The organism is Leptolyngbya sp. FACHB-60, from assembly GCF_014695775.1.
In the GTDB taxonomy this organism is placed as follows: Bacteria; Cyanobacteriota; Cyanobacteriia; order Phormidesmidales; family Phormidesmidaceae; genus Nodosilinea.
Genome location: NZ_JACJOX010000050.1, coordinates 35,413 through 60,382 on the forward strand (window position 1 = coordinate 35,413; position 24,970 = coordinate 60,382).

At 58.3% G+C, this 24,970-nt stretch carries 20 protein-coding genes and 1 tRNA gene; 14 read left to right on the forward strand and 7 right to left on the reverse strand.

The genetic code is table 11. The annotated features are described in order from the left end of the window. The first annotated feature begins 69 nt into the window (after positions 1 to 69). The 3 genes from H6F57_RS19275 (at position 70) to H6F57_RS19285 (ending at position 3,646) form a co-directional block, all read left to right on the forward strand. Complete coding sequence (locus tag H6F57_RS19275) at positions 70 to 1,227, forward strand: aminotransferase class I/II-fold pyridoxal phosphate-dependent enzyme (protein ID WP_190626650.1); 1,158 nt, start codon at positions 70 to 72, stop codon at positions 1,225 to 1,227. A 259-nt stretch (positions 1,228 to 1,486) separates the two neighbouring features. Then, on the forward strand, positions 1,487 to 3,169 hold the full coding sequence (locus H6F57_RS19280) for an AarF/ABC1/UbiB kinase family protein (RefSeq protein ID WP_190626872.1): 1,683 nt from the start codon (positions 1,487 to 1,489) through the stop codon (positions 3,167 to 3,169). A 114-nt stretch (positions 3,170 to 3,283) separates the two neighbouring features. Then, positions 3,284 to 3,646, forward strand: a complete 363-nt coding sequence (locus tag H6F57_RS19285; protein ID WP_190626651.1) for a hypothetical protein — start codon at positions 3,284 to 3,286, stop codon at positions 3,644 to 3,646. Between the two features lie 36 nt (positions 3,647 to 3,682). Here H6F57_RS19285 and H6F57_RS19290 read toward each other — a convergent pair whose 3' ends face one another. Next, positions 3,683 to 5,482: an ATP-binding protein gene (locus H6F57_RS19290; protein ID WP_190626653.1), complete on the reverse strand. Its 1,800-nt coding sequence runs from the start codon at positions 5,480 to 5,482 to the stop codon at positions 3,683 to 3,685. Between the two features lie 125 nt (positions 5,483 to 5,607). Here H6F57_RS19290 and H6F57_RS19295 point away from each other — a divergent pair, with 125 nt between their 5' ends. Further along, positions 5,608 to 7,515 (forward strand): DMT family transporter, encoded by a 1,908-nt coding sequence (locus H6F57_RS19295; RefSeq protein WP_199289681.1) that lies wholly within the window; start codon positions 5,608 to 5,610, stop codon positions 7,513 to 7,515. A gap of 286 nt (positions 7,516 to 7,801) precedes the next feature. On the opposite strand, the gene H6F57_RS19300 is transcribed toward H6F57_RS19295, so the two are convergent. Next, positions 7,802 to 7,888: transfer RNA gene (locus H6F57_RS19300), tRNA-Ser, on the reverse strand. A 233-nt stretch (positions 7,889 to 8,121) separates the two neighbouring features. Here H6F57_RS19300 and H6F57_RS19305 point away from each other — a divergent pair. From H6F57_RS19305 to H6F57_RS19330, 6 genes are all read left to right on the forward strand, one after another. Next, the gene (locus H6F57_RS19305) at positions 8,122 to 8,490 is read left to right on the forward strand and encodes a 2Fe-2S iron-sulfur cluster-binding protein (protein ID WP_190626875.1); all 369 of its coding nucleotides are present in this window, start codon (positions 8,122 to 8,124) and stop codon (positions 8,488 to 8,490) included. A gap of 57 nt (positions 8,491 to 8,547) precedes the next feature. Continuing rightward, complete coding sequence (locus H6F57_RS19310) at positions 8,548 to 9,381, forward strand: inositol monophosphatase family protein (protein WP_190626655.1); 834 nt, start codon at positions 8,548 to 8,550, stop codon at positions 9,379 to 9,381. Positions 9,382 to 9,527: 146 nt separating this feature from the next. Next, entirely contained in the window at positions 9,528 to 10,484 is a 957-nt protein-coding gene (locus tag H6F57_RS19315; protein ID WP_190626657.1) for a tetratricopeptide repeat protein, read from the forward strand. Next, entirely contained in the window at positions 10,484 to 11,740 is a 1,257-nt protein-coding gene (locus H6F57_RS19320) for an ATP phosphoribosyltransferase regulatory subunit (RefSeq protein WP_190626659.1), read from the forward strand. The genes H6F57_RS19315 and H6F57_RS19320 overlap by 1 nt, the downstream gene beginning before the upstream one ends. Positions 11,741 to 11,868: 128 nt before the next feature. Continuing rightward, positions 11,869 to 12,096, forward strand: a complete 228-nt coding sequence (locus H6F57_RS19325) for a ferredoxin family protein (RefSeq protein WP_190626660.1) — start codon at positions 11,869 to 11,871, stop codon at positions 12,094 to 12,096. Between the two features lie 63 nt (positions 12,097 to 12,159). Beyond that, positions 12,160 to 13,269 (forward strand): HAMP domain-containing sensor histidine kinase, encoded by a 1,110-nt coding sequence (locus H6F57_RS19330; protein ID WP_190626662.1) that lies wholly within the window; start codon positions 12,160 to 12,162, stop codon positions 13,267 to 13,269. 41 nt (positions 13,270 to 13,310) lie between these two features. Here the strand turns inward: H6F57_RS19330 and menD are convergent, their stop codons facing one another. From menD to H6F57_RS19345, 3 genes are all read right to left on the reverse strand, one after another. Further along, positions 13,311 to 15,092, reverse strand: coding sequence for a 2-succinyl-5-enolpyruvyl-6-hydroxy-3-cyclohexene-1-carboxylic-acid synthase (gene menD, locus H6F57_RS19335; RefSeq protein WP_190626664.1), 1,782 nt, complete (start codon positions 15,090 to 15,092; stop codon positions 13,311 to 13,313). Positions 15,093 to 15,109: 17 nt separating this feature from the next. Next, positions 15,110 to 16,546, reverse strand: a complete 1,437-nt coding sequence (locus tag H6F57_RS19340) for an isochorismate synthase (RefSeq protein WP_190626666.1) — start codon at positions 16,544 to 16,546, stop codon at positions 15,110 to 15,112. A 281-nt stretch (positions 16,547 to 16,827) separates the two neighbouring features. Then, entirely contained in the window at positions 16,828 to 18,540 is a 1,713-nt protein-coding gene (locus H6F57_RS19345) for a diflavin flavoprotein (RefSeq protein ID WP_190626668.1), read from the reverse strand. A gap of 536 nt (positions 18,541 to 19,076) precedes the next feature. Between H6F57_RS19345 and H6F57_RS19350 the strand changes: the two genes are divergently transcribed. The 3 genes from H6F57_RS19350 (at position 19,077) to H6F57_RS19360 (ending at position 22,380) form a co-directional block, all read left to right on the forward strand. Beyond that, positions 19,077 to 20,120 (forward strand): WecB/TagA/CpsF family glycosyltransferase, encoded by a 1,044-nt coding sequence (locus tag H6F57_RS19350; protein ID WP_199289682.1) that lies wholly within the window; start codon positions 19,077 to 19,079, stop codon positions 20,118 to 20,120. 143 nt (positions 20,121 to 20,263) lie between these two features. Further along, positions 20,264 to 21,100, forward strand: a complete 837-nt coding sequence (locus H6F57_RS19355; protein WP_190626669.1) for a 3'-5' exonuclease — start codon at positions 20,264 to 20,266, stop codon at positions 21,098 to 21,100. A 146-nt stretch (positions 21,101 to 21,246) separates the two neighbouring features. Then, positions 21,247 to 22,380 carry a WG repeat-containing protein gene (locus H6F57_RS19360; protein WP_199289683.1) on the forward strand — a complete coding sequence of 378 codons (1,134 nt, stop codon included), beginning with the start codon at positions 21,247 to 21,249 and terminating at the stop codon, positions 22,378 to 22,380. 2 nt (positions 22,381 to 22,382) lie between these two features. Here the strand turns inward: H6F57_RS19360 and H6F57_RS19365 are convergent, their stop codons facing one another. Further along, complete coding sequence (locus H6F57_RS19365) at positions 22,383 to 23,270, reverse strand: alpha/beta fold hydrolase (RefSeq protein WP_190626671.1); 888 nt, start codon at positions 23,268 to 23,270, stop codon at positions 22,383 to 22,385. Positions 23,271 to 23,478: 208 nt separating this feature from the next. Here H6F57_RS19365 and H6F57_RS19370 point away from each other — a divergent pair, with 208 nt between their 5' ends. After that, entirely contained in the window at positions 23,479 to 24,093 is a 615-nt protein-coding gene (locus H6F57_RS19370; RefSeq protein ID WP_190626672.1) for a hypothetical protein, read from the forward strand. 15 nt (positions 24,094 to 24,108) lie between these two features. Here the strand turns inward: H6F57_RS19370 and H6F57_RS19375 are convergent, their stop codons facing one another. After that, positions 24,109 to 24,828 (reverse strand): COP23 domain-containing protein, encoded by a 720-nt coding sequence (locus H6F57_RS19375; protein ID WP_199289684.1) that lies wholly within the window; start codon positions 24,826 to 24,828, stop codon positions 24,109 to 24,111. Positions 24,829 to 24,970: the final 142 nt, after the last annotated feature.

The following is a 24,970-nucleotide window of genomic DNA, read 5'->3' on the forward strand; positions in this document are numbered from 1 at the left end:
CACATAACGCACTCGACGGGGCCGTGGGGTAGGGTAAACTAGGCCTATCCACTAGGTGAGTGTGAGCGAGTGAGTGTAATTCCTCCTGTTGATCTTACGGAGCAGTTTCGAGCAATTCAATCGGATGTGAATGCTGCCGTGGCCGAGGTGCTAGCCTCTGGACAATACATCAATGGACCCATCGTCGAAACCTTTACCCAGGCCTTTGGAGACTATGTAGGCACTAAGCACTGTATTGGGTGCAACTCTGGCACAGACGCCCTCTACCTGGCTTTGCGGGCATTGAACATTGGCCCCGGCGACGAGGTAATCACTTCGCCCTTTACGTTTATTGCCACGGCGGAAGCGATTAGTGCCGTGGGGGCAACGCCCGTGTTCGTTGATATTGACCTCGACACCTTCAATATAGATGTGGCCAAAATTGAGGCCGCTGTCAGCGATCGCACCCGAGCTATCATGCCCGTACATCTGTTTGGTCGGCCCGTAGATATGGGGCCAATCATGGATTTATCGGCCCGCTACAACCTGATGGTGATCGAAGACTGTGCCCAAGCCACTGGCGCGGAGTGGATGGACCAGCAGGTCGGTCGGATTGGGCAGGTGGGCTGCTTTAGCTTTTTCCCCACAAAAAACTTGGGGGGCTGCGGCGACGGTGGTGCCCTGACCACTAACGACGACAGTCTAGCCGCTACGGCCCGCATGCTGAGTGAGCATGGCAGTCGGGTGAAGTATCACCACGAGGCTATTGGCGTTAACAGCCGTCTCGACTCAGTGCAGGCAGCTATTTTGGCCATTAAACTACGCCACCTCGATCGCTGGAACCAGCAGCGATCGCAGGTAGCCGATCGTTACCACGACTTGCTAGCCCCAGTCACCGAAGTCGTACAACCCCTACCCGTGACCTTTGGTCGCTCGGTATGGAACCAGTACACCCTGCGTCTACCTCAGGCTACCGCTGAGGGCCAAGAGCGCAACCAGGTGCAACAGCTGATGCGAGAGGCCGGAGTGATCTGCATGGTGTACTATCCACTGCCTCTGCACCTACAGCCCGTTTATCGCGACCTGGGCTATCAACCGGGCGATCTTCCCCAAGCAGAAACTGCGGCTCAGCAGGTGCTGTCGCTGCCTATGTTCCCCGAACTAGGAGCAGCGGCTCAGGAACAGGTAGTGCAAACTTTAAAATCTGTGTTGACCGAGGTAGGACTCAAGGCCGCCCAGTATTGCTAAGCCTGTCGCCCCAACCTAAGGTCAAAATTCCGACAAGCCCTGAATCTCTCACTGGGCTTAGTCGAATTTGTTTGTAGTTTTATATACTATATTTAAGGTAGATTAACCCAGCTTAGGGGTTCTTGATCGCCGCTATGTCTCAACGCGCTTTTGCCCGTTGACGGCATCCCTGAACCAGCGATAGCCCCACCCGCTAGGGCAGCACCGCACAGTAATGTAAGGGGCAGGTGGCATAGTGGCAACGACAGATCTGGCTTTGATGGGCACCTACGATGCAGCGGCGATCGCCCGCTACTTTCGCTGGCGACTGGGCACCCTGGCCTGGAGAGTTTTACAAATTTTGTGGTGGCTAGGCACCTTTGTGCTGGGCCTGCAGATGGATCAGTGGTTCGGTAAAGAGGAGCAAAATCGCCCCCGCCGAGCGATTCAGTTGCGTCAGGTGTTGACTAACCTAGGACCGACGTTTATTAAGGTAGGTCAGGCGCTCTCCACGCGGCCCGACCTGGTGCGGCAAGACTTTCTCGATGAGCTCACTAAGCTGCAAGACCAGCTACCGCCCTTTCCGACCGCCAAGGCGATGGCGATCGTAGAGGCAGAACTCAACTACAGCCCCGAAGAAATTTTTAGCAATCTATCGGCCTTACCGGTAGCCGCAGCTAGCCTGGGACAGGTATATCGGGGCCGGCTATTTACGGGGGAGGAGGTTGCCGTCAAAGTGCAGCGCCCCTACCTACGGCCAGTGCTGTGCCGCGACCTCTATTTGATGCGCTGGGCCGCGCGCTGGCTAGGCAACTTTTTGCCCCTCAATCTGGGGCACGACCTGACTCTGATTGTGGATGAGTTCGGCACCAAGCTGTTTGAGGAAATCGACTACCTCAACGAAGGTCGCAACGCCGAGCGATTTGCCGCCAATTTCAAAGATGATCCCACGGTTAAGGTGCCTGTTATCTACTGGCCCTACTGTAGTCAGCGGGTGCTCACCCTCGAGTGGATCGAGGGCTGTAAGCTCACCGATACGGACTCGCTCAAGGAAGACAACCTTGACCCCGATCGCCTGATTGAGATTGGCGTGACGGCGGGGCTGCGCCAGCTATTAGAGTTTGGGTTTTTCCACGCAGACCCTCACCCCGGCAACCTGTTTGCCCTAGCCGATGGGCGGATGGCCTATATTGACTTCGGCATGATGGATCAGCTTGATCAGCTCACGAAAGAAACCCTGGTGGATGCGGTCGTTCACCTAATTAACCAAGACTTTGTCAACCTGGGACGAGACTTTGTCAAGCTGGGCTTTCTTACGCCTGAAACCGATCTGGGTCCGATTATTCCCGCCCTCCAGCGGGTGTTGGGCAGCGCCCTGGGCTCCAAAGTGAGCGACTTTAACTTCAAGACCGTCACCGATCAGTTTTCAGAGCTGATGTACGAATATCCATTCCGGGTGCCGGCTAAGTTTGCCCTGATCATTCGCTCACTGGTCACTCAGGAGGGGTTGGCTTTGAGCCTCAACCCCAACTTCAAAATTATCAATGTAGCCTATCCCTACGTGGCCCGTCGCCTGCTGGTGGGTGAAACCCCGGCCCTGCGCCAGCGGCTGCTGGAAGTGCTGTTTCAGGATGGCCAGCTGCAGTGGGAGCGGCTAGAAAACATGCTGGCGATCGCCCAGGGAGACACCGGCTTTGACCTGCTGCCCACGGCGGGAATGGGCATCGGCTACCTGATGTCTGAGGAAGGGGCGCGCCTGCGCCAGATGATTGTGCTGGCTCTGACCGAGGACGATCGGCTGCACACCCAGGAGGTGCAGCGGCTATGGTCGTTGGTGAAGAACGATATTACCCTTGACCGCGTGCTGGGGGTAGCTTGGGGAGCGTTAGCCAGCTATTCTTTGGAGCGGGCGGAGCAGCTGGTACCGGTCGTTGGCGACTTGCGCCAGGTGCTGCGATCTTAGCCATTGGGCAAGCTCAGCTAGGTCATAGTCTGGGCGGACGGGTACGGTGAGGGGTAGGGCCGGCTCTCCCCTATAATCTGGGAAAGTGAACTATTGTTTCGTTTTTCTAAACCCGTGTACCCACAACCGCCCTACATTTTGTTTTTTGCTGGTTTTCTGGCCGCTGTAACTTCGGGCTTTGCCTTTAGCACCGCCCTGCAGCAGTCGGTTAACGAATGGAATAGCAAACGCTCTACGCGCATTTTGGCCACAATGCGTGGCCCTCAGCTGCAAATTCCCTTTTTTGGCATCTGTGCTGGAGTTTGCGTATTTTTGGCTTCAGGCATTCAGCTGTTTGGCTTTTCGGCTAAAGCCGCCTACGCCATGGGGGTGCCTATGACCCTGCTCTGTGGGCTGCTGATCTGGTCACAGCTGGGCAAGATTTTGGTGCTGATTGAAGAAGGCGGCTCTAAAGCTTTGGATCTAGACGCATTTTAGGGGGTTTAGCCAAGTCATTAACGCGATCGCGATTCGTTAAGTTGCTGAGCCTGTGCCAACCTGGGGCAGGGTAACCATCACCTCAGTGCCAGCGGCGGCGGAATGGATGGTTAGCTGCCCCTGATGGGCGTCTATAATGCGCTTGGTAATTGCCAAGCCTAAGCCATTGCCTGAGGCCTTGGTGGTGAAAAAGGGCTGGGTTAGCTTAGGCAACAGTTCTGGCGCGATCGATGCGCCGCCGTTGTGAATGCTAACGGTGACCTGGCCTGCGATCGGAGGCTGCACCACCCAGGTGACAACGCCGGTGGGGTCGGCCTCTTGGGCATTAGAGATGAGATTGATAAAAACCTGCTTAAGCTGGTCGCGATCGCCGCTAACAACCACGGGATAAGGCAAAGTAGTCACTCGTAGCAACGGCTGCCTATTGCCCAGCTCATGCTCGATGACGGTGGCTAGGTGCTCGATCAGACCATTGATTTCCAAGGGTTCTACCCTTAGGGTAGGCTCTCGAGAATACATCAAAATGCCGTTAAGCAGCTTTTGTAGCCGCTCCGACTCTTCTAGGGCTAGGTCGAGACGGGTTTGGAAGCGCTCGGGCAGCTCTAGAGAGCGAAAGGAATTTAACCCTAGCAGCACCGTGTTGAGGGGGTTGCGCACCTCATGGACAATCATGGTGGCCAGCTCGCCAATTTCAGCCAGGCGGGCCTGGGCCGCCTCGGAAGCTCTGCGATCGCTGATGTCTCGGGCCAGGGCCAGCCCATAGCGTTCGTCAGCCAGAACCAGCAGCCCCAGCCGCACTTCCACCGGAAAGCCGCTGCCGTCTTGGCGCTGGTGCCAGCCTTCCAGGGTTTGGGGCACCCCCGGCCTCAGCTGCTGCCAGAAAGCCTCAAAGTCGGCTTGGTTATAGGTGGTTTGAATATCGGTCACCGATAGCTGGAGCAGCTGATCGCGACTGTAGCCCAAACTGTCGCAGGCGTTTTGGTTGATATCAATAATTTGCCCCACCGCATCGATTACAAAAAACGCGTCCGCCGCCTGCTCAACTAGGGTACGAAACCGCATTTCACTCTGCTTGCGGGTGGCTACGGCAGCGGTAATCTGCTCAAACATTTGCCTAAAGGTGGCAATCACGTCTCCCAATTCGTCGGCGCGGGCATAAGGCCACGATTCAAAAGCCAGGGTTTGGGTATCGCTGTCGTCACCGATGGCCTGGCCTGCGGTCATTAGATCCTGACGCAGCAGCATGATCGGTTTAATCACCAGTCGGCGCAGCACGATTAAGGTGGCCCCGGTCACAAAGACTGAGATAATTACCACCAGTCCGATGATGCGACCAATAAACGCAAAAAATTCTCGCTGCACCCAGCGGGCATCGTGGCGCACAATCAGTATGTAGCGATCGCGCAGGGGCGGCATATCCCAAGGGGCATCGTAGCGCTGCTGGTGGCGAAAGTAACGATCAGACAGTCTACCCTGTTCGCCCTCGGCTAGGGTAAGCTGGGGCATCTCACCAAAACCGCCCACCTGAGTACCATCGAGGTCGTAGATCGCCCCGCCGAGAATCACCTGGTTGGTTTGAATGGCTTGTAGGTAGTCGATTAGCTTGTCGTCATTGAGAGTAGCCAGGGTAGCTTCATCTAGCCGCCCGAGGGCCTGGGCGGTAGATAGGGAACGCATGTAGTTCAGCAGCTCCCGCTCCCGCCGCATCACTGAGGGCACTAAAATCACGCCCTCAATCACGACAATGCTGACAAACACCCAATAGGCAATACGTTTGGATAGCCTGGCCGTCAAAAAATCACCGAGGGATTGCAGCGTTGGGCGAGGCCGGGCCATTCTAAATCTGACGTTACTAGAGATCTTTTTGGATTTTTTGAGCACAATACTAGCATTCGCGCCGGGGAGGCCTTTAGATTTGCCCGCCGAGCGCAGTTGATGACCGCACCCTGAGAGACATACCCATGGGGCCCTCTGACCATCTACCCGATTTCGCCACTGCCCAGCCTGAACCTCAGTCGGCTGAGGCTATTTTGCGGGTTTTGGGCCACGACCTTGAGACCCTGCGTCACCAGGTCTCAGGCTATCTATCCGAGGACATCGCCCATCTGCAAGCCAAAAGGCAGCGGCTGATGGCCGATATTGAGGCTTTAGAGGGAGATTTTGAAACCCTTCAGGCCCAGCACCAGCAGCTGCAAACCACCTACGCCGAAGGGCTGAGCCAGCAGCAAATTGCCCAGCAGCAGGCCTGGGCTAAGCGCCTGGCGATCGCCCTGGCCACCCACCTGCAAGGACGGCTCGAAACCGCCCTGACCAACGTCCACCCCAATGCCCTTCAGGCTGCTCCCTACGAGGCCGTGATTCCGCCTTTGGCTAACACCAGCCAGCGCCTAGCCGCCCTCGACGCGACGCTTCAAAGCACCCTGGCCTCACTAGAACACGATCTGACTAGCTATCAGAGCAACATCTCTCAACAACTCAACCGCATGCAGAGTGTTGAGCAGCAGGGAGAGGCCATCTTAGAAGCCCTAGTCGCCCGGCTCAGCCAACAGCTGCAAAGCCAAATGGTACAACCCCCAGGGGCAGCAGCTTCCAACTGGAACGGCCACAGCACCCTGCCCGCTAAGCCCGGAACCCTGGCAGAACCTGCATTACCTCCTAGCCCCTACCGAGGGCCTCAGTTGAACTCAGGTTATCCAGGGTCAGAATCTATGGCTCCTGGCCACGCCCCACTACCGCAAGCCATCGCCCAGCACCCACCAGCGTCTCGGCAGCGATCGCAGCCCAACCCCGCAGCAACTGCGCTCCCGGAGACCAGTCGCCGCTCCTCCCCCACCGATCTCCAGCTAGGGCTGCTGATGGTGGTGCTCTCGACGTTGGCCCTGTCGATGCATAACGTCATCGTGGGTGTGATCGGCTACGGTGGACAGCTGCTAGGGCGCATTCCGGTGGCGGAGGTCTTGTCCTTAACGATTCCTAACTCGCTGCTGCTGCTGTGGTTGCGCATGGTGGTCGTCGTACCGCTGCTGGCGCTAGTCGCCCCCCGTCTCTATCCCAACGTTGGCAACGATTTGCGCCAGATCTTCCACCGCGATCAAAGGCGTCCTCTGGTACAAGTGATCGCCAGTGGCTTCTTCTTATTTTTGTCGCAGGTGCTGATCTATAAAGCGATCGCCGACGTCGGCCCCGGCGTAGCGGTGACGCTGCTGTTTATGTATCCGCTCATCACGGTACCGCTGGCCTGGTTTTTGTTTGGCGATCGCCCTACCCCCCTGCGCCTGGTGGTGATGTTTGCTATCACCATGGGAATCGTATTCACTGCCCTGCCCCGAATCTACACCGACCTCAGCGGCAATGGCGTATCGCTGTGGGGGGTAGGGGCTGCTCTGCTGGCTAGCGTTGCCTTTTCGCTATTTTTGGTGGCCATGCAGCTGTGCTTTAAGCGGCTGCACCCGGTCTCGGTCAGCCTGCTTCAGTTTTCGACTATCTTTATTCTCACCAGTTTGATTTTGATTGTGGGGTCTTTCTTTGGCCTCGACCCTGGTGAACCCACTCGTCCTCTCGGCCTCTATCTCGGAGCCGGGCTGCTAGGGCTGCTAACGCTGCTGGGCTATCTTTTTAACAACTACGGTGTCAAGCTACTTGGGGCATCCCAGGCCTCAATTGTGGCGGCTAGCGGGCCGGTAGTGACCGCTATTTTGGCCTACTTGATTACCCCCGGCGAAAAGTCAGCCCTGCTATTTATTCAGTGGATGGGGGTGATTTTAGTCACTCTGGGCGTGATCTCCCTCAGCCTAGAGCGCCTCGCCAGCCAGCGACGCCAAGCCAAACGACGCAGTGCTATCCCTCCCAACACAGGGCAGTGGCCATAGCTCACCTCCCATTCAGGCGAGGCAGAATTCAGCGGCGGAAATACTTGCTTGCGGGTTGGCAGATTGAGAGGATCAAATCTGCCCCTTCAACGAAGAGAACCACGTTAGGTTTAATGCCTAGCCTATGGCTGGTAAAGTCTGGGTCAGAACAGCCCAGAGCCTCAGGCTTTAAGCCTATCGGTCATTTTTTCGTTTTTTTTGTTCTTTTGCTACAGCTCAAACAGCTGAGCAAAGCACTAGCTAAATCCTGAAATTGCCAGGGAATTAGCACTGAGCCAGATTAAAACGGAGAGAGAGGGATTCGAACCCTCGTTAAGGTCACCCCTAAACAGCATTTCCAGTGCTGCGCCTTCAACCGCTCGGCCATCTCTCCAGGGGGCGGTTCATCACCGCTGAGAGGCTATCGTAGCAAACTATGGAGCCAGAGAACAGAGGTCAAGCTAGTTTCTATCGCAGAATTAGGCTCGTCTGCCCCAGCGGAATTGTTTCGTGAGAGCATAACAGGGGTGATTGACGATTGGGGCACTGGCCTGCGATCGCCCCCTCGACCCCGATTTCTCAATTTATTTTCTCCCCACCGTTACTCCGCCAACACCGACCTACCCCATGGCCCGCACACACACCGTTACTGTCCACCACCGCCAAACCGGGCGCATATACACCGTAGAAGTGCCCGAAGACCGTTATATTCTTCAAGCCGCCGAGAGCCAGGGGGTAGAGCTGCCCTTTGCCTGCCGCAATGGTGCCTGCACCACCTGCGCGGTACGCCTGCTAGAGGGCGAAGTCGAGCAACCCGAGGCCATGGGGCTCTCCCCCGATCTGCGCGCTCGGGGCTACGCGTTGCTGTGTGTCAGCTACCCTCGAAGCAACATTCAAGCCGAAACCCAGGATGAAGACGAGGTTTATGAGCTTCAGTTTGGCCGCTACTTTGGCAAAGGCAAAGTACGCCGGAGGCTACCCCTAGACGAAGACTAATCAGCCTCGTCCCCATTACCTTGAGCCGTTTCAACGATTAACCCCAACGCTAATTCCATGCCTCTTCCTGCCGAATCCGATTTACAGCGCTGGTTAGACAGCGCCACCGAGGCCGCCCTAGCCGCCGGAGCGGTGCTCCAACACCACTGGGGCAACCTCACCACCATTGATGAAAAAGGTCGGTCTGGCGATTTGGTCACCGAAGCCGATCGCGGCGCAGAGGCGGCCGTTATGGCCGTACTTGAGCGACACCTCCCCGCTGATCACGGCATTTTAGCTGAAGAGTCCGGGGTAATTAGAGACCGAGGGACCGGCCTTCTATGGGCAATAGACCCCCTCGACGGCACCACCAATTACACCCACCAGTACCCGTTCTGTGCGGTGTCCATTGGGCTGCTAGCCGAGGGAGAGCCGGTGCTCGGGGTGATCTACGACCCGATCCACCACGATCTATTTCGTGCCGCCAAGGGTTTAGGGGCCACCCTCAACCGCAGTCCGATCCGAGTCTCGACCACGAATCAGCTGGCCCAGAGCCTGCTAGTAACCGGATTTGCCTACGATCGCCGCGAAACTCCCGACAACAACTACGCCGAATTCTGCCACCTCACCGACCTCACCCAGGGGGTGCGCCGCGGGGGGTCCGCCGCCATTGACCTCGCCTATGTCGCCTGTGGCCGCCTGGATGGCTATTGGGAACGAGGGCTGTCGCCTTGGGATATTGCCGCTGGAATTGCGATCGTGCAAGAAGCCGGGGGCCAGGTGACCGCCTACGATGGCTCACCCCTGGATGTGATGTCGGGGCGGCTGTTGGCCACCAACGGCCAGATTCATGGGGCCATGAGCCAGACCCTTGGGAAAGTTCAGCCGCTAGTGCTCCCCTCCCTCATCTAGCCAGTTCGCAACTCGATCTTCGGTTCTAGTTAGCCTCAAACCGCTAAAAAAACCAGGGGATGGTTAAACTGAGGTTGACTGGGTAGAGTGAAGAGAATCTAATTTGTGTCTTATTGCTCCCTGAGTCGTCCCTCGGGTAAGTGACCATGAAACCAGATCAAGGGCTGTTTCAACTTGACTTTGATGATCATCACGCTGTGCTGGGAGTGCCAGTAACGGCCGATGCCAAGGCCGTGCGCAAGCGCTACCTGGCGATCGCTCGCATGCTGCATCCCGACAGTTTGTCTGGGTCCACCACTATTGATGCCCAACGGGCCAGCGACGTTCTCTCTAAGCTGGTCAACCCCGCCTACGAGGCCCTGACTCAAGAAAAATCAAGCACTGAGCATGGCATCATGCTCAAGCTCAAAGGGCAGTCCCTGCGCCAAGTCGGCACAGCACCCACAGTTAGCTCTACAGAAGCTCAGACCCTGCTCAAAGCTCCCCATGCCGACGCGGCCTACCGCAAAGCCGTCAGCAGCTTAGCCGAAAACCAATTTGACAACCTGGAGAATGTGACTGAGGTCATCGGCGAACTGAGTGAGCTCAACTTAGTTTATCTGTACCGCAGCAGTGCTAACGATGGCCCGTCGGTTGGCGCCCCGGCTAGCGCCGCTAAATCGCGCCCCAATGCTGCCCCTACCGCCCCCACGCCGACAGTGCCAACGCCTAGACAAAACCAGGCGGCTATTCTAGAGAGCTACGTTAACCGAGCCCAAGAGTACGATCAAAACCGCGACTATAGCCGAGCCATTTTAGAGCTGCGGGAGGCCGTCAAAGCCTATCCCAACAATGTTCAGTGCCATAGTTACCTATCGGTGATTTATCTCAAAGCCGGTCAGAGCACCATGGCCCGCATTCACGCTAAACGCGCCCTCGAGATCGACCCCAATGACGAAAGGGCGCAATCCGTTCAGGCTCGGGTAGATAAAACTAGTGGCGGGTCTACTACTGGGTCGGCCCAGACTGCCAAATCAAAGGGGAGTAATGCCAAAGCCTCTAACCCCAAATCTGCCAATCAGAGCGGCGGTTTCTTTGGCCTGTTTGGAGGCAAGAAAAAGTGATGACCTACCAACCCCCTGCCGGCGCGCGCGACTTACTGCCCCTCGACGTTGCTCAAAAATACTGGATTGAGAATCGCCTAGAACAGGTATTCCAGCGCTGGGGGTATCATCGCATCATCACTTCCACGATGGAACAGATGGATACCCTGATGGCGGGGGGGGCCATCGATCAGGAAGCGGTGATAGAGCTTCAGCCCGTCGCGGGTAAGCGTTTGGGGTTGCGGCCTGAGCTGACCGCCTCGATCGCCCGCACCGCTGTTACCCGTCTGGCCCGAGTCACCTATCCCCAGCGGCTTTACTACAACGCCAACGTGTTTCGCCAGGCCACCCAGGGTAGTCACGGGGGCCAGCAGGAGTTTTACCAGGCCGGGGTTGAGCTGCTAGGGGCCGGGGCAACAGTGGCCGATGCCGAGATCGTGCTGCTGCTAGTGGACTGTCTGCACAACCTCTCCCTCGGCTCCTGGTGCTTGATCTTGGGCGACGCCCAGCTCACCCAGGCGTTGCTCACTCCCTTTGCTCCTGACCAGCGTCAGGCGGTGCGCCAGGCCCTTGCTACCCTCGATCGGGTAGCCCTTGATGGCATGGGCCTATCCCCAGAGCTGCATCACCATGCCCTGCATCTACTCGACCTACGTGGTCATCCTGAAGACGTGCTCCAGGCTTTGGGGCAGCTTGCCCTAGAGCCTGAGGCCCAGACAGCGGTGGAGCGTCTAAAATCGCTGGTTGCCCTAGTGCGAGACGTCATCAACACGGGAGGCGATAGTCAGCGGCTGACCCAAGGGAGCCAACGCCCCGCCCTGACGCTCGATCTCAGCCTGATTCAGCCTTTTGACTACTACACCGGGCTAGTATTTGAGGTAGTTACTGGCCCTGAGCAGGGCTGCCAAGTGCTCGGGCAGGGGGGCCGCTATGACCACCTACTGGGCGTCTTTCAGGGGCAGGGCCAGGGATTTCCAGGCATTGGCTTTGTGCTAAATATTGAGGCCCTGCACCAGACGCTGTTGCCCATGGGCTATCTGCCCCAGGAGACGCCCCCTAGCGATTGGTTGGTGGTACCTACTGCGCCCCAGGCGGCGGCAGCAGCCTTTACCTACGCTCAAACTCTGCGGGCCTCAGCCAGCCTGGTGAGGGCTGAGGTTCACCTGGCCGACGGCGAGTCGCCCGCCACCACCCGCGACCTAGCCCGGCAGCGCCGCATTAGCCGCATCGCCTGGATCGGCCCTGATGGGTTGCCAGATATCGAAGCGCTGAACTAGCGTGGAGGATGGCCTCTGCCCTGGCTCAATTCCTTACTGGAAAAGAGTCACGGGGTTAGGGTAGCCAATCGGTTTGCGAGGGGAATTTTCAAGTCCCTGCTGTTATTTTGTGCCCGTGAGGAGAGATTATGGCCCATACCATTGTGACTAACGTTTGTGAGGGCGTCGCCGACTGCGTTGACGCCTGCCCGGTAGCCTGCATCAGCGAGGGGCCCGGCAAAAATACTAAGGGCACTGACTGGTACTGGATTGACTTTTCCACCTGCATTGACTGCGGTATTTGCCTCCAGGTGTGCCCAGTGGAAGGCGCTATTCTGCCCGAAGAACAGCCCGACTTGCAAAACACTCCGACCTAATTTGGTCTAGCCTAGGGTTCTGAATTTTCTCTCTGGGCCAAACTTCAAGGTTGTCCTGTAACTATGGCCAAAATCAGCCTGCGTAGTCGTCTCTTCATCTCTCACCTGGCGGTGATGGGAATTGGCATTTTGGCCTTGGCCATCTTTGGCAGGCTTTACACGCCTCGTCTCTTTGTGATCTCTCTGGAGCGCTACGAGAATGGGGTGCTGAGCGTGCAGCGCCGTACCCAGCTAGTCAAGGGGTTTGAGGCGGCCTGGAGCCGGGGCATGCTGTGGGCTATTTTAGTGGGCGGCGGCACCGCCGGGGGGCTGAGCTATTTGGTATCGCGACGCATTATTCGCCCGCTCGATCAGATGACGGAGGTGACGCGATCGTTTGCCGCTGGCCGATTGAACGCCCGTGTGCCGCCCTCGGAAATTTTGGAAATTCAGCGGTTGGCCAGCAGTTTTAACCGCATGGCGGCAGACCTAGAGGGCGTTGAAGAGCACCGCCGCGAGCTGATTGGCGATCTCACCCATGAGCTGCGCACCCCGCTGACAATCATCCACGGCTATCTGGAGGGGTTAGCCGATGGCACCGTTGCTCCAGAGCCCGAACTTTATCAGCGGTTGGCGGGGGAAACAACGCGTCTCCAGCGCCTGGTTAATGACCTGCAAGAGCTCTCTAAGCTAGAGGCCGGCTATCTACCCATTCAGGCCCAGGTAGTGGCGCTGTGCCCACTACTGACCGCGCTGGTGCGACCTTTCGCTGACCAGTTTGTCAGCACCGATCGCGTCGCGATTACATTGCAGTGTCCGCCCGACTTGCCCCTGGTGCACGCCGACCCCAGCCGCATTGAGCAAATCGTGATCAATTTGCTGGGCAATGCTCTGCGCTACACCGAGAAGGGTGCAGTTACAGTCAATGCCTGGGCCCGGAGCGGCCGAGTCTACGTCAGCGTGACTGACACAGGCATTGGGATTGCTGAGGCAGACCTACCCTACGTGTTTGAGCGATTTTGGCGGGCCGATCGCTCCCGCAACCGCAATTCTGGAGGCACGGGTCTAGGCCTAACCATCTGCCGCCGCTTGGTCGAGGTACAAGGGGGCAAAATTGAGGTTAAAAGCACCTTGGGCCAAGGCAGTGAGTTTACGTTTTGGCTTCCCCAGGCGAAGGGGAGTATGGCCAAATGAGGAGTTGGGAGTTGTCCACTGCTGAGTTTGGACTTTGTAGTCTAGAGGTTTTGGTTCAAAAGGTTCGATAGATTTTCTGGAGGAGTGAGGAGCTGCTGGCGGAGGGAGTGAGACTGGGTGCGATCGCACTGTACCTCCAGCAACCTCACTCCGGTGGTGGGTAGCCAGCTGACGCTGGCCGTTAGCTGGCTCCAGGTTTCAACCCGCTCGTAGTTCACCCCGTAGGCGGCGCAGAGACGATTGAAATCAACGGTTTGAGGGGTGGTAAAGAAGTCTTCGAACCAGCGATCGCCAGGGGCGGGCAGGGTGGCGACGGGTAGTTGATCAAAGATGCCGCCCCCCTGGTTATTCACGACTACCACAGTGAGATGGCCCCGCAGGCGCGGCACGCTGAGCCAGCCATTGGTGTCATGCAGCAGCGCCAGATCGCCCGTAAGTAGCACCGCAGGGGGGCCGCCATGGGCGATTCCTAGGGCCGTCGAGAGCGTGCCGTCGATACCGTTAGCCCCCCGGTTGCAGTAGGGACGCAAGGCGCGATCGCCCGGTGGCCAAAACCATTCCACATCGCGGATTGGCATACTGTTAGCGATCACTACCGCAGTCCCTTTCGGCAAACAGCGAGCCAGCAGCCAGGGTACTTTGCCTTCAAAGGGTTGATCCAGCTCGGCCAAGGCGCGATCGAGCTGTTGGCGCAATCCCACCTCTAGAACCAGCCATTGGTCGTGGTAGCGACCAGGCAAACGCACTTCTAAGACTGGGGGCAAGACCTGGGCCAGGGCAGTAACGCTGAGGGACAAAGGCGTCACCGGGCCATGGAGGGGGTCGAGGTTGGTGTTTCCAGGGTCAACCACCCAGCGGCGGGGCTGGGAATCCTGTAGCCACTGGCGCAACCGTTTACTGGTGGGCAGCGGGCCAAGCTGAATCACCTGCTCAGGCACCAGATCTTTCGCCCAGGGAGACTGTCTCAATGCCATGTCGTAGGTGGTGACCAGAGAAGTATTCAGCGCAGCAGCATTGCGCAGCGGCGATAGCCCCTCGGCCAGCACTGGCCAGCCCAGGTAGTGAGCTAGGGCAGCAACGGCCTTGCAATAGCCCAGCGGGTCAACGGGCTGGGCCGGTCCAGCAATAATTAAGCCGCGATCGCATTTCCGCCAAGTCTCCAGCCAGGGCAAATCTATCCTTGACGTCGAGAATTCCTCAGGCATTGGCACTCCAACCGCCGCTAGAAAGTCGTCGCTGATCTCGTCTTTTAAGTGTGTTACCGAGCCATCGGCGATGGGGGCTAAGGGGTCACGGAAGGGACAGTTGAGGTGCACTGGCCCCGCTACCGGATAGAGCGATCGCCCCCAGGCCTGCCCTAAAATCTGTCGCAGATAGCGCAGCATGCCCGCCTCGGCCACGGGCACCGCCAACTCTGCATACCAATTCGGGAACGTGCCAAACAGCCTTTGCTGATCGATGGTTTGGCCCGAGGCACAGTCGCGCAGCTCGGGGGGGCGATCGGCCGTCAGCACCAGCAATGGGATGCGGCTTTCGCGCGCCTCAATGACGGCGGGGTAGTAGTTGGCCCCGGCGGTGCCGGAGGTGCAGGCCAAAGCCACTGGCTGCCCGGTTCGCCGAGCCAGGCCCAGGGCAAAAAATGCCGCCGATCGCTCATCGAGCACCGGCACCGCCTCGATCTCAGGATGGCTGACCAGGGCGATCGTCAGCGGCGTTGAGCGTGAGCCGGGCGAAATCACCGCAGTTTTGAGCCCCAGCCGAGCCAGTGTGGCCACCAGCACCGAGGCCCAGAGGGCGTTAGTATTGCGAAAATCAAAGGTCATGAATCAACAGCAGGGGCCTACACCAGCGACTCGCCCAGGGCGCGCAGCTTGAGCTTAATTTCTGCCCACTCGCGATCGGGGTTAGACCCTGCCACAATACCAGCCCCGGCGTACAGCCGCACCCAGGTATCCCCCACCAGAGCCGAGCGAATGCCCACAATAAACTCGCTGTCACCATTCACACCCACCCACCCCAGGGGCGCCGCGTAGAGCCCCCGATCAAAATCTTCAAAGCGCAGAATTTGGTCGCAGGCTTCGCGGGTCGGCACCCCGGCCACAGCAGGGGTTGGGTGCAGAGCTTCGACAATGTGCAGCGGGTGAATATGGCGAGGCACACGAGCCCGCATTGGCGTGTGCAAATGCTGAATGTTGGACAGCCGCCGTACCTTAGGCCGAGGCTGGTACTGGGGCCATAGCCCAACCCCCCGAAGCTGGCGGGCCAAAAACTCCACCACCAGCCGGTGCTCGCCCCGTTCTTTAGGATTGTGCAATAGCCCCTGAGCGAGATAGTCATCCTGAAAGGGCGCAGCCCCGCGCGGGGCCGACCCGGCCAAGGCATCGGTGATCAGTTGGCCCTGGGTGAGGCTGAGCAGCCGTTCGGGACTGGCCCCCATAAAGGTTTTGCCGTTGCCTTGGCCCACCGAAAACACGTGGCAGTCTGGGTAGCGCTGCCGCAGACGCCCCAAGGCCGCTAGAGGCTGTATTGGCTCGGTGCTGACCCAGTCTAGGGCGTGGGCCAGCACAATTTTCTGCACCGGATGCCGGGTCATATAGCTCAGGGCGCGGTCTACGGCCGTCCTGAACTGCTGGCCAGCCTCGGGCATAGGCTGTACCGGCAGCCGAGCCGGATGCAGCGGATCGCGCCAGGGAGCTGTGCCCAGGCGCTCTACTGCTCGCAGCTGGTTAGCCAGGTCGTCAATGATAGTGTCCACGTCGGAGGTCGCCGTCACCAGGTGATTCAGCGTCAGTACGCCCTGATCCCCCTGGCGCACCAGCTGCCACTGGGGTAGCACCACCGTCGCCGCCGGAAAGGTCGCCTCGCCATCCTGAGAGTCGGCAAAAAAGGTGAATGCGCAAAAAAATCGGGGTCCATCGGCCCCACTGAGGGCCGCAGCTGGCCCTGCTTCGCTGTAGCGGTGAGTTTTGCCGCGCCACTGCTCAATAAATCGGCGGGCTTGAGCAAACCGGCGCGCTCCGGCAGTTTCATAAACCAGCGCGGCCCCAAATCCCACCACCGATCGCTGGGCTGCAGGGGTTTCCAGATACAGGTGGCGATCGCCACTCGGGGCCAGCCGGGCTAGCACCACCAGTGGGTCAACCGGGAGAATATCAAAACTGAGGCTCACCAGCTGGGGCTGATGACTCTGCCGCGCCTGACCCAGCCGACGATCTAAAAACCGGTAGGCCGACTGCAACGTCTGGTCGCGATCGGAGCAGTGAGAAACAACGGGCATAAACCTTGGGATTTTAAAGCGGTTTACTGTATGAGCGGTTAACCTCGTCACGGTCGGCGGTGTTGGCTATAGAATGCCCAACCGCCCCGGTTGTCTAGGCCCACTGAACCCAAACCCCGGCACCCTGACCCAATATTGCCCCGCCCGCTGAACCTACGATCTAGGTTTCATGGCGAGCTGAAACAGGCTCCAGTTAAGCCGCTCAGCCCCTTGGGCAGTATCCCTACTGGTAGCATATTCGGTTATGGCGTAACCACTTCGGGGCCAGTCGTTCACGCAGCTTAATAGTGGGTGCCGGTCTTGCGGTGGTGAATGGCGGTTTTACCATTGCCATCTAACAGCCGGCCCGCCTGCACCGTGGCATATACCAGCCAGTGATCACCGCACTCCATGCGCTGCTCGACGGTGCACTCTAGGTAGGCGATCGCCTCTGCTAAAATCGGCGCGCCATTCTCGGCTACCTCAGTCTCAATTTCGGCGAAGCGGTCTTCGCCAGGGGCAAAGGGTTTGAGAAAATGCTTCATTGGCCCTAGATGCCGCCCCTCCGCCAAAATATTCAGCACAAACCCATAGCCGGGGTACAGCAGCGACTCGATCGCCCGATCTTTGGCCACCGCCACTGTGAACCCCGGCGGCGCAAAGGAAGCTTGGGACACCCAGGAGGCCAGCATAGCGCTCGACACCTCCCTGTGGCGGGCCGTCACGATGCACAGCGACCCTACAATCCGGCCCACGGCCTGCTCCACCGATGAGGCCGGGGTGCGGGGCTGCTTCACCCGAGTCGCTTTCTTTAGCCCCTGAGCAAAGTCGGTGCCGACCTCTTCGCAATACTTGAGGGTGACATCGGTGGGCTTAAACTTAACGCGGATGGGCTCAAAAGCCAGGCTATAGCCGCCGTCCTTCAGCTTGCTCTCCAACAGATCGATGGCCTCCCCGCTCCAGCCAAAGGAACCAAACACTCCAGCAGGTTGGGTCTTAGAAGCGGTCGACAGCACAATACCCAGGGCCGTCTGCATAGGGGTAGGGGTATGGCCACCCAGGGTAGGCGAGCCCATTAAAAACCCAGCCGAGCCTTCGACGGCCGATTTGATTTCGTCAGGGCTGGCCTGCTCAGCGTTGATCGACTCCACCGACACCCCAGCCTTGGTGATGCCTCGGGCTAGCGCCTGGGCAATGGTGGCCGTATTGCCATAGGCCGAAGCATAGATCAGCGCTACCGAGAGGTCTTGGCTAGTTTGGGCTTGTCCCCAGTCGCGGTAGCTCTGCACTAGTTCTCGAGGGCTGTAGCGCACCACCGGCCCGTGGCCAGGGGCCAAGATTTGAAAGGGCAGGGTTGTCACACGACCTAGAGCAGCCAACACCTGGCGAGCACTGGCAGCAAACAGACAATCGAAGTAGTAGCGTCGGTCTTCGAGCAGGTCTTGCCAGCTGAGGTCAAAGACCGCATCGTCGCAGCGGTGAGCCCCAAAGAACTTGTCGGAATATAGCACCTGAGAGTAAGGGTCAAAGGTAGCCAGCCCACCGGGATAGCGCGGAGTAGGAATCAGCTCAAACTGAAGGTGATGGCCCTGGCCCAAATCGAGGCGATCGTCGCCGCTGCGAATCACTCGGAGGTGAGGCGAGGCTTCAGGCAGCAGGTCTTTGAGGGCCAGAGCGGCAGGGTTTGAGCACACCACAGTGACATCGGGCAACCGCTTCAGCAGAATCTTTAAAGTCTCAGCTCGGTTGGGGTTAATGTGTCCCAAAACGATGTAATTCAGCTGAGCGAGGTCGATATGGCCCTCTAGAGCAGCCAGAAATATGTCGCTGAATGATTCACCAGGGGGATCGATGAGAGCGGTGCGATCGGCCTGAATTAGATAGCTGTTTGCCGTAGTGCCGCGCTCTAACCCGTACTCAATCTCAAACCGAAGGCGGTTCCAACTGCGGCAGCGCAGCACCGTGGTGCCTGCGGCCATAGCAAAAAGCTGAACATCGCGAGGAGGAGAGGTCATGGGCGATAGGTAACGGCAGTTTTCAAGCGCCCTGGTGGTAGTCTGTACTCGGTGAGAGTCCGTACAGAGCCGCCAAAGCATCAGATCAGACTGCTGCAATTCTAAAGGATGGAGGGAACAGCAGCCCGAGCCGCTACCGCCTCAGGTTTCTGCGTCCTGAGATTGTGGTGAAGTCAAAGCCAGCTTCACAGAGGTATTCAGCTTTTATGAACTGTGTCAATGCTGTCCGTGCTTTCTCGCACCCTACCCTAGACTGGGTGAGTCTCCTGAGACAGCAAGCGAAGCTCTGCGCACTGGGTTGAGTTGGGTCACCCCTTCCCACTACCCAACCAGCAAGCACCCCGATAAAAGGCCGTGATTATACTGAGATGGCTAGTTATTTCCATAACACTAAGCTAGTTTGTAGCAGCGGTCGCATTTGCCCAACGGGCCATCGAGGGTTGAGCAAGCGATAGGGATAGTCTGGCGTAGGCCAACAGTTACCTAAGCGCTGTAGTTAATCGATATCTCTCTGGTTCTTGAAGTTGGATAATCCTATGGAGTCACAGTCTACTGGACAGGTTGTTACATCAGCTATTGACGCCGCTGTTATCAACGAAGCCGTTATTAATCCAGTTGTGGAGCAGGGCTTAGAGCCCAGTGATTTGTCATTGGTTGACCCAGAAGGTGCTTCCCTAGCGGCGGTTCAAGATGGGCAACCGGTGCCAGCGGAAAATGTCAAACAGCTGTATCGGCAGTTTCGTAAGGCCGCCCTAGAATCCACCGCCCGCGAGCTGCGCAAACAGCAGTACGAGCGCATTCAAACCCAGGTCGAAATTCTCAGTATCCCGATCGACAACATTTCGGTCAATGACTTTTTGACCCAGCTTAAAAAGGGCGTGGTGTTTACCCCCAACGTCGATCACCTGATGAAGCTCCAAAAGGATATGGACTTTGTCAAGGCCTACAGCAAGGCCGACTATCGCGTCTGCGATAGTCAGGTGCTAATGTTTGCGTCAAAGTTTTTGGGCACCCCCCTCAAGGCTAAGATCTCGGGGTCGGATTTGTTCCCAATGTTTTGTGAGCACCACCGCAATAATGAAGCCATTAAAATCTTTTTGATGGGGGGAGCTGACGGCATTGCGGCTCAGGCGATGGAGCGCATCAATGCTCGCATTGGTCGGCAGATTATTGTGCAGGCCCACTCACCCTCTTTTGGCTTTGAAAAGAATGAGGCCGAATGCGATCGCATTCTAGAGATGATTCGCCAGTCGCCTGCCAACGTGCTGGTCGTGGGCGTTGGCGCGCCCAAGCAAGAAAAGTGGATCGCCAAGTACCGCGAGCAGCTGCCCAATATTGATATTTTCCTAGCCGTGGGGGCCGCCATCGACTTTGAAGCAGGCAACAAGCCTCGCGCTCCAGAATTGTTGAGCAAGCTGGGTCTGGAGTGGCTCTACCGCCTGAGCACCGAGCCGGGGCGTTTGTGGAAGCGTTACCTGGTGGATGATTTCCCCTTCCTGTGGTTAGTCATCAAGGAGCGCTTCGCCCGGCTCTGGCGCAAACCTACTGTGGATGGAACCGCATCTCGCAAGGCTGGATAGTCTCAGTAGCCTCACTTGAATAGGGTTACTCTAAAAACTTACCCAGGTGGCCCTTAGGTTGCCTGGGTAAGTTTTTAGGGTCGAAAGCGGTGGCATTGGGCAAAATATGGCACCTTAGGAGGGTTCCCCGTGGTCGCTGCACTATGGTTCCTGTGTCGGTAGGTGGCATTGCTCAGTCTGCGCTCTTAACAGACCAGTTGTTGGCCTATTACCGCCAGCTGTCTGAGGGGCTGCTGACCGTAGTCGATGTAGAAACGACCGGGTCTCGCCCAGACGAGGCCAGGGTGATTGAAATTGCGGTGGTGCAGGGTTCGCTAGACCAGGGGATTACTCACGAGGCATCCTTTGTAGTCAATGCCAAGGTGCGCGTACCGCATACCATTACCCGGCTGACGGGCATCACCACCGCCATGGTCGAGCAGGGCACCGCCGTCGATGTGGTGTGGCAGGCGCTGCGATCGCCCCTAGACCAGGGAGTGCTCACCGGCCACAACCTGGCCTTTGACTACAGTTTTATTCAGGCGGAGTACCAGCGGCTGGGCCAGGGCTTTAAGCGCCCCCTGGCTCAGCAGTTTTGCACTGTAATTTTGTCGCGGCTGCTGCTAGCCGATTTGCCCTCCCGCAGTTTGCCGCAGCTGGTGCGACACTTTGGCTTTGACGTGGGGCGATCGCACCGCGCCCTAGCCGATACCCAGGCCTGCTGGCTACTGGCCAACCTGCTGCTAGAGCGCTTGGCCAACACCTCAGACGATGCCCTGCGGCAGCAGTTTGCCGAGCAGTGGGTGCCCCTGCGAGATGCTGTCAAGGTGTTTGACTGCTCCCGAGTCGATCTGCAGCGGCAGCTCGATGCCCGAGGCTGTGAACGCCGCACCTCACGGCGCGGCAACCGCCACATGTATCGCCGGGGCGATCTGGAAATCCTTTACCGCGAGCTCTACCCAGAGCAACTGCCCTTAAACCTGGGCGAGGCGGGAGGTTAAAGGGCGTCACCGGCGCTTGCTCTCCATGCGTCCTAAACCTGGATTTTTCTGAAGGTTTTCCCACAGCCGGCGCAAAATTCGTCATGGTTACAGGGGTAGGGAAGCTGCTAATGCAGGTCAGGGGAAGCTGAGGTCAGGGGAATCTTATGGCGCGATCGCACAGACGACAGCGGACGTGGACCTGGGGTGGAGTAGCCCTGGCGCTACCGACCCTGGTGGCCTGTGGGCCGCCCCTAGCTGCCTTTGACGGCATGCCGCAGCAGACCATCACGATGCTAGAGTTCATAAACCCTCAACCCATTGCCCTGGCGAGTGCGATGACTAGCCCTCTGCTGTTCGATACCGTCTCAGACTTTGCCGAAGGGGTCGCCTTGGTGCGCCTCAAAACCAGCTTGGGCTATATCGATCGCGAGGGCAACCTGACCATCAGGGTCGACGACGACAACATTACTGTGGCCACTGACTACGCCGAAGGGTTGGCGGTGGCCCAAGCGGGAGCCTACTTTGGCTACCTCGATCGCCACGGTGAGTGGGCCATACCGGTGCAATTTCGCAAGGCCAAGTCGTTTTCCGAGGGGCTGGCGGCGGTGCAGGGGGGCACCAAGTATGGCTACATCAATCTCCAGGGTGAGTGGGTGATTGAGCCCCAGTTTGACCTAGCGGAAAAGTTTGTGGGCGATCGCGCCCTGGTGAAGCTCGGGGAGACCTATGGCTATGTCGACCCCGAAGGCCGCACCGCTATTCCCCTAGAGCTGAGGGATGCCTGGAGCTTTTCTGAATCGCTGGCGGTGGCGCGGGTAGATCAGCTCTATGGCTACATTGACCCCAGCGGCACGATGGCGATCGCCCCCACCTACGATGGGGCCTTTAGCTTTTCTGATGGCCTGGCCCGGGTGCGCCAGGGCCGCAACTTTGGCTTTATTGATGCCGCTGGGGCCGTAGTGGTTGAAACGACCCTACCCTTTGCCTCAGACTTTTCGGAGGGGCTGGCGGCCGTGCTGATCGAGGGCCAGTGGGGCTACATCGACCGCACCGGCAAGGTCGCCATTGCCCCTAGCTTCGCCTACGCCGCCGACTTTTCCGAAGGATTGGCCGCCGTTCAGAAAGATGGGCTCTATGGCTATATTGCCCCCAAGGGAGCCTGGGTCGTAGAACCTCAGTACACTAACGCCGGTCGGTTTTCGGAAGGGCGAGCGCGGGTGCAAATCGACAACCGCTGGGGCTTTATCGACACTGAGGGCAAGGTTCTCACTGGGGTTGGCTTCAAAGATCTGGAGTAACCCTACTGGGCCAAATCGGCCAAAAATTGCTCAATTAACCCAATAGTGACCCCAGGCTGCTCTAACTGGGGGGTCAACCCTACCCCCGGCAGCACCTCAAAGCGACGGATGGCGGCCGAGTTAAGGGCCGCGAACCGGCGACCTATGAACACGTCAGTGAGCTGGGCTACTTCACCCCAGAGCAGGGCGGTAGGGGTGGTGAGCTGGGGCAGGTGGGTGGCCAGATCAAAGCTCAGGTCGCCCCGCACAAAGGCTAGGGCGGCGACATCGGCATTGGGCTGCTGAGCCGACATCAGGTAGGCCGCTACGATGTCGTCAGAAATTTTGCTGGCGTCGGCAAACTGGCGCTGGGCCAAGAATAGATTGATGCCCTCGGTGGTGGCGATCGCCCCCCGGTAGAGTACCTGATCAATCACCGGCAGCTTCACGATCTGGTTGATTGGTGAGCGGCTCGGGTCTTGGCCAAAGTCGGCTAGCCCCGCTGGGGCTACCAGAAATAGTCCTCGCAGGCGATCGGGGTGGTCGATGGCAACCCGCACCAGCATGGCCCCACTGAGGGATGAGGACACTACTACGGGTGGAGTCGGGCAGAGTTCGATCAATTCGCTCAGCAGGCTCAGGTAGTCGGCGGTGGTCAAGGGGCGATCGGGATGGTCGGAGCTACCCCAACCGATCAGATCGGGAGCTAGCACCGGATGTTCGGCGGCAAAGGCCGGATATACCTTAGACCACTCATAGCTCGACGACCCACCGCCAAAGCCGTGGACAAATAACAGCGGCACAGCTGGAGCTGGAGGCCCAGGCCAAAAGTCGGGGTCAGCTTCGATGTAGGATACGGTGCCCAAACTCAAGGCCACCGATCGCTGGATAAAACCGGGAGGGATAAACATAGAACCACGCCGTTACTGCCTTCTGATTACCACGAAGCCTTGCCCCTTGCCCACTGGCCGAGACAGGATGGCCATTAGCGGGGCCATTCTAACGGCGTGAGTTCTGAAGCGCGTTGGCGCAGCCTCCTGTGGGAATCGCGGCAACCATTGCCCCAGCCCACCGTCTTAATCCATAGCAATTTCTAACGAGCTTTGGGAGTTAATGGCCATGGAGCAACGCGTTCAGCGGCTTTCTCTGGTGAGCTTTGGGGGGTTAGTGCTGGTCTCGGCGGGGTTGGCCGTGCTTATTCATCGGGCGTCACCCCTGCGAGACCCTAGCTTTGATGTCAACAGTGCCAATGCCGGTACGCTGGTGCCCTGGCTACAGTGGGTACCTGAGACCACTTGGCTATGGACTAGCTTTGCCCTAGCGGTACTGTTGGCGGTGAGTCTGACCTGGGTACTCAGGCAGTGGAGTCATGCCCCGGCACAGCCAGGACATACGGTGAGGTGGGTGGCGATCGCCGCCGTGCTTTTTCTGGCGTTGGGGTTTCCTGGCTACACGGTGGCCTATAGCTCCTCGGGCTACGGCTCCATCAGCACTGTTAAACTAGCTGCCGCGATCGTACGGACAGCCCTGCTGACAATTCACTTTACCGGCATGATTTGGTTTTGGCAGCGGATAAAGACAGCGCTGGCCCAGGATTCTGGGCTAGCGCCGGCGTTGCAGCGGTGGGGGCAACTCTACACCAGCGTCTACTGGGCAGGGTTTGCCGCCAGCTTATTTATCGCTCTGCGATTTTTATTTGTGGGCTATCTTCTTAATCAGCACATGGTGGACTAGATCGGCCTAGCGCTTCTAGCGAAACGCATCGGGGTCAAGGGAGCGACCGGTAGGGCTGCCGCCGCTCAGGCGAGCGCCGGTGCCGCCATCGGTGGGGTCGAGAAAGGGCTTGAGGTTAATGCCGCTGCTGCGCGAACTGCTGCTAGAACTGGGCAGCCCCAAAATATTGCCAATTTGCCCTAGCACGTCGTTGTTGCCGCCCGCAAAGGTGGTCACCCCGTCGGTTTGGTCGCCGCGGTCGGCGATCGCCAGGTTGTCAAACACAAGATCACGGGTTGCCATGGCATCTTGCCCCGGCGGTACGGTGAATACGATGCGGCAGGTGGGTGTTGACTCAGTAGTCACGCAGACGGTGTTGTAACCGTTTTCTACCGAAGTTTCAAGAGCCATCAGACCGTCAGGACGGTACTCTTCTAACCGAGCACTGATAGTGGCACAGCGCCGCTCGGCAGGCCAGGCACTGCCCATGTCTTGGGGCACCGCCCAGGGGTAGGCCTGACCCGGCTGACTGGTAGGGGAATACATCACCGTGTATTGCCCGTCCTGCATCTGACAGGTGAAGCGCGGCGCGGTGTCTGCCTCAGCAGGCTCTGCCGAAGTAGTTTCGGGAGTCCTTTCAGGGGTGCTTTCTGGAGTTTGGGCTTGGCCTACGGCCCCAAACGGCCCGGTCAGTAGGGCGGTGGCTAGCCCACCCATAAGTACTTTAGTGAACGTGCCAGTCGTAGAACGAACCATGGTGTGCTGCCTCCAGAAGTCAATTTGGCGTGCGTGAGTACATCTTTGCTCAGGGTGCCCCAGCGGCTGAAATACAGACCAGCTCGTAAGGTTGCTCAACCCCAAAAACATTCCCCATAGTGCGCGACGCGATCGCTCCCCC

Excerpts from the sequence above, each read along its gene's own strand:
- H6F57_RS19325 (WP_190626660.1), top strand. The coding sequence starts at position 11,869 with ATGGCCCATACCATTGTGACTAACGTTTGTGAGGGCGTCGCCGACTGC.
- H6F57_RS19295 (WP_199289681.1), top strand. The coding sequence starts at position 5,608 with ATGGGGCCCTCTGACCATCTACCCGATTTCGCCACTGCCCAGCCTGAA.
- H6F57_RS19375 (WP_199289684.1), bottom strand. The coding sequence starts at position 24,828 with ATGGTTCGTTCTACGACTGGCACGTTCACTAAAGTACTTATGGGTGGG.
- H6F57_RS19320 (WP_190626659.1), top strand. The coding sequence starts at position 10,484 with ATGACCTACCAACCCCCTGCCGGCGCGCGCGACTTACTGCCCCTCGAC.
- H6F57_RS19360 (WP_199289683.1), top strand. The coding sequence starts at position 21,247 with ATGGCGCGATCGCACAGACGACAGCGGACGTGGACCTGGGGTGGAGTA.
- H6F57_RS19350 (WP_199289682.1), top strand. The coding sequence starts at position 19,077 with ATGGAGTCACAGTCTACTGGACAGGTTGTTACATCAGCTATTGACGCC.
- H6F57_RS19355 (WP_190626669.1), top strand. The coding sequence starts at position 20,264 with ATGGTTCCTGTGTCGGTAGGTGGCATTGCTCAGTCTGCGCTCTTAACA.
- H6F57_RS19370 (WP_190626672.1), top strand. The coding sequence starts at position 23,479 with ATGGAGCAACGCGTTCAGCGGCTTTCTCTGGTGAGCTTTGGGGGGTTA.
- H6F57_RS19305 (WP_190626875.1), top strand. The coding sequence starts at position 8,122 with ATGGCCCGCACACACACCGTTACTGTCCACCACCGCCAAACCGGGCGC.
- menD (WP_190626664.1), bottom strand. The coding sequence starts at position 15,092 with ATGACCTTTGATTTTCGCAATACTAACGCCCTCTGGGCCTCGGTGCTG.
- H6F57_RS19310 (WP_190626655.1), top strand. The coding sequence starts at position 8,548 with ATGCCTCTTCCTGCCGAATCCGATTTACAGCGCTGGTTAGACAGCGCC.
- H6F57_RS19315 (WP_190626657.1), top strand. The coding sequence starts at position 9,528 with ATGAAACCAGATCAAGGGCTGTTTCAACTTGACTTTGATGATCATCAC.
- H6F57_RS19280 (WP_190626872.1), top strand. The coding sequence starts at position 1,487 with ATGGGCACCTACGATGCAGCGGCGATCGCCCGCTACTTTCGCTGGCGA.
- H6F57_RS19290 (WP_190626653.1), bottom strand. The coding sequence starts at position 5,482 with ATGGCCCGGCCTCGCCCAACGCTGCAATCCCTCGGTGATTTTTTGACG.
- H6F57_RS19330 (WP_190626662.1), top strand. The coding sequence starts at position 12,160 with ATGGCCAAAATCAGCCTGCGTAGTCGTCTCTTCATCTCTCACCTGGCG.
- H6F57_RS19365 (WP_190626671.1), bottom strand. The coding sequence starts at position 23,270 with ATGTTTATCCCTCCCGGTTTTATCCAGCGATCGGTGGCCTTGAGTTTG.
- H6F57_RS19340 (WP_190626666.1), bottom strand. The coding sequence starts at position 16,546 with ATGCCCGTTGTTTCTCACTGCTCCGATCGCGACCAGACGTTGCAGTCG.
- H6F57_RS19345 (WP_190626668.1), bottom strand. The coding sequence starts at position 18,540 with ATGACCTCTCCTCCTCGCGATGTTCAGCTTTTTGCTATGGCCGCAGGC.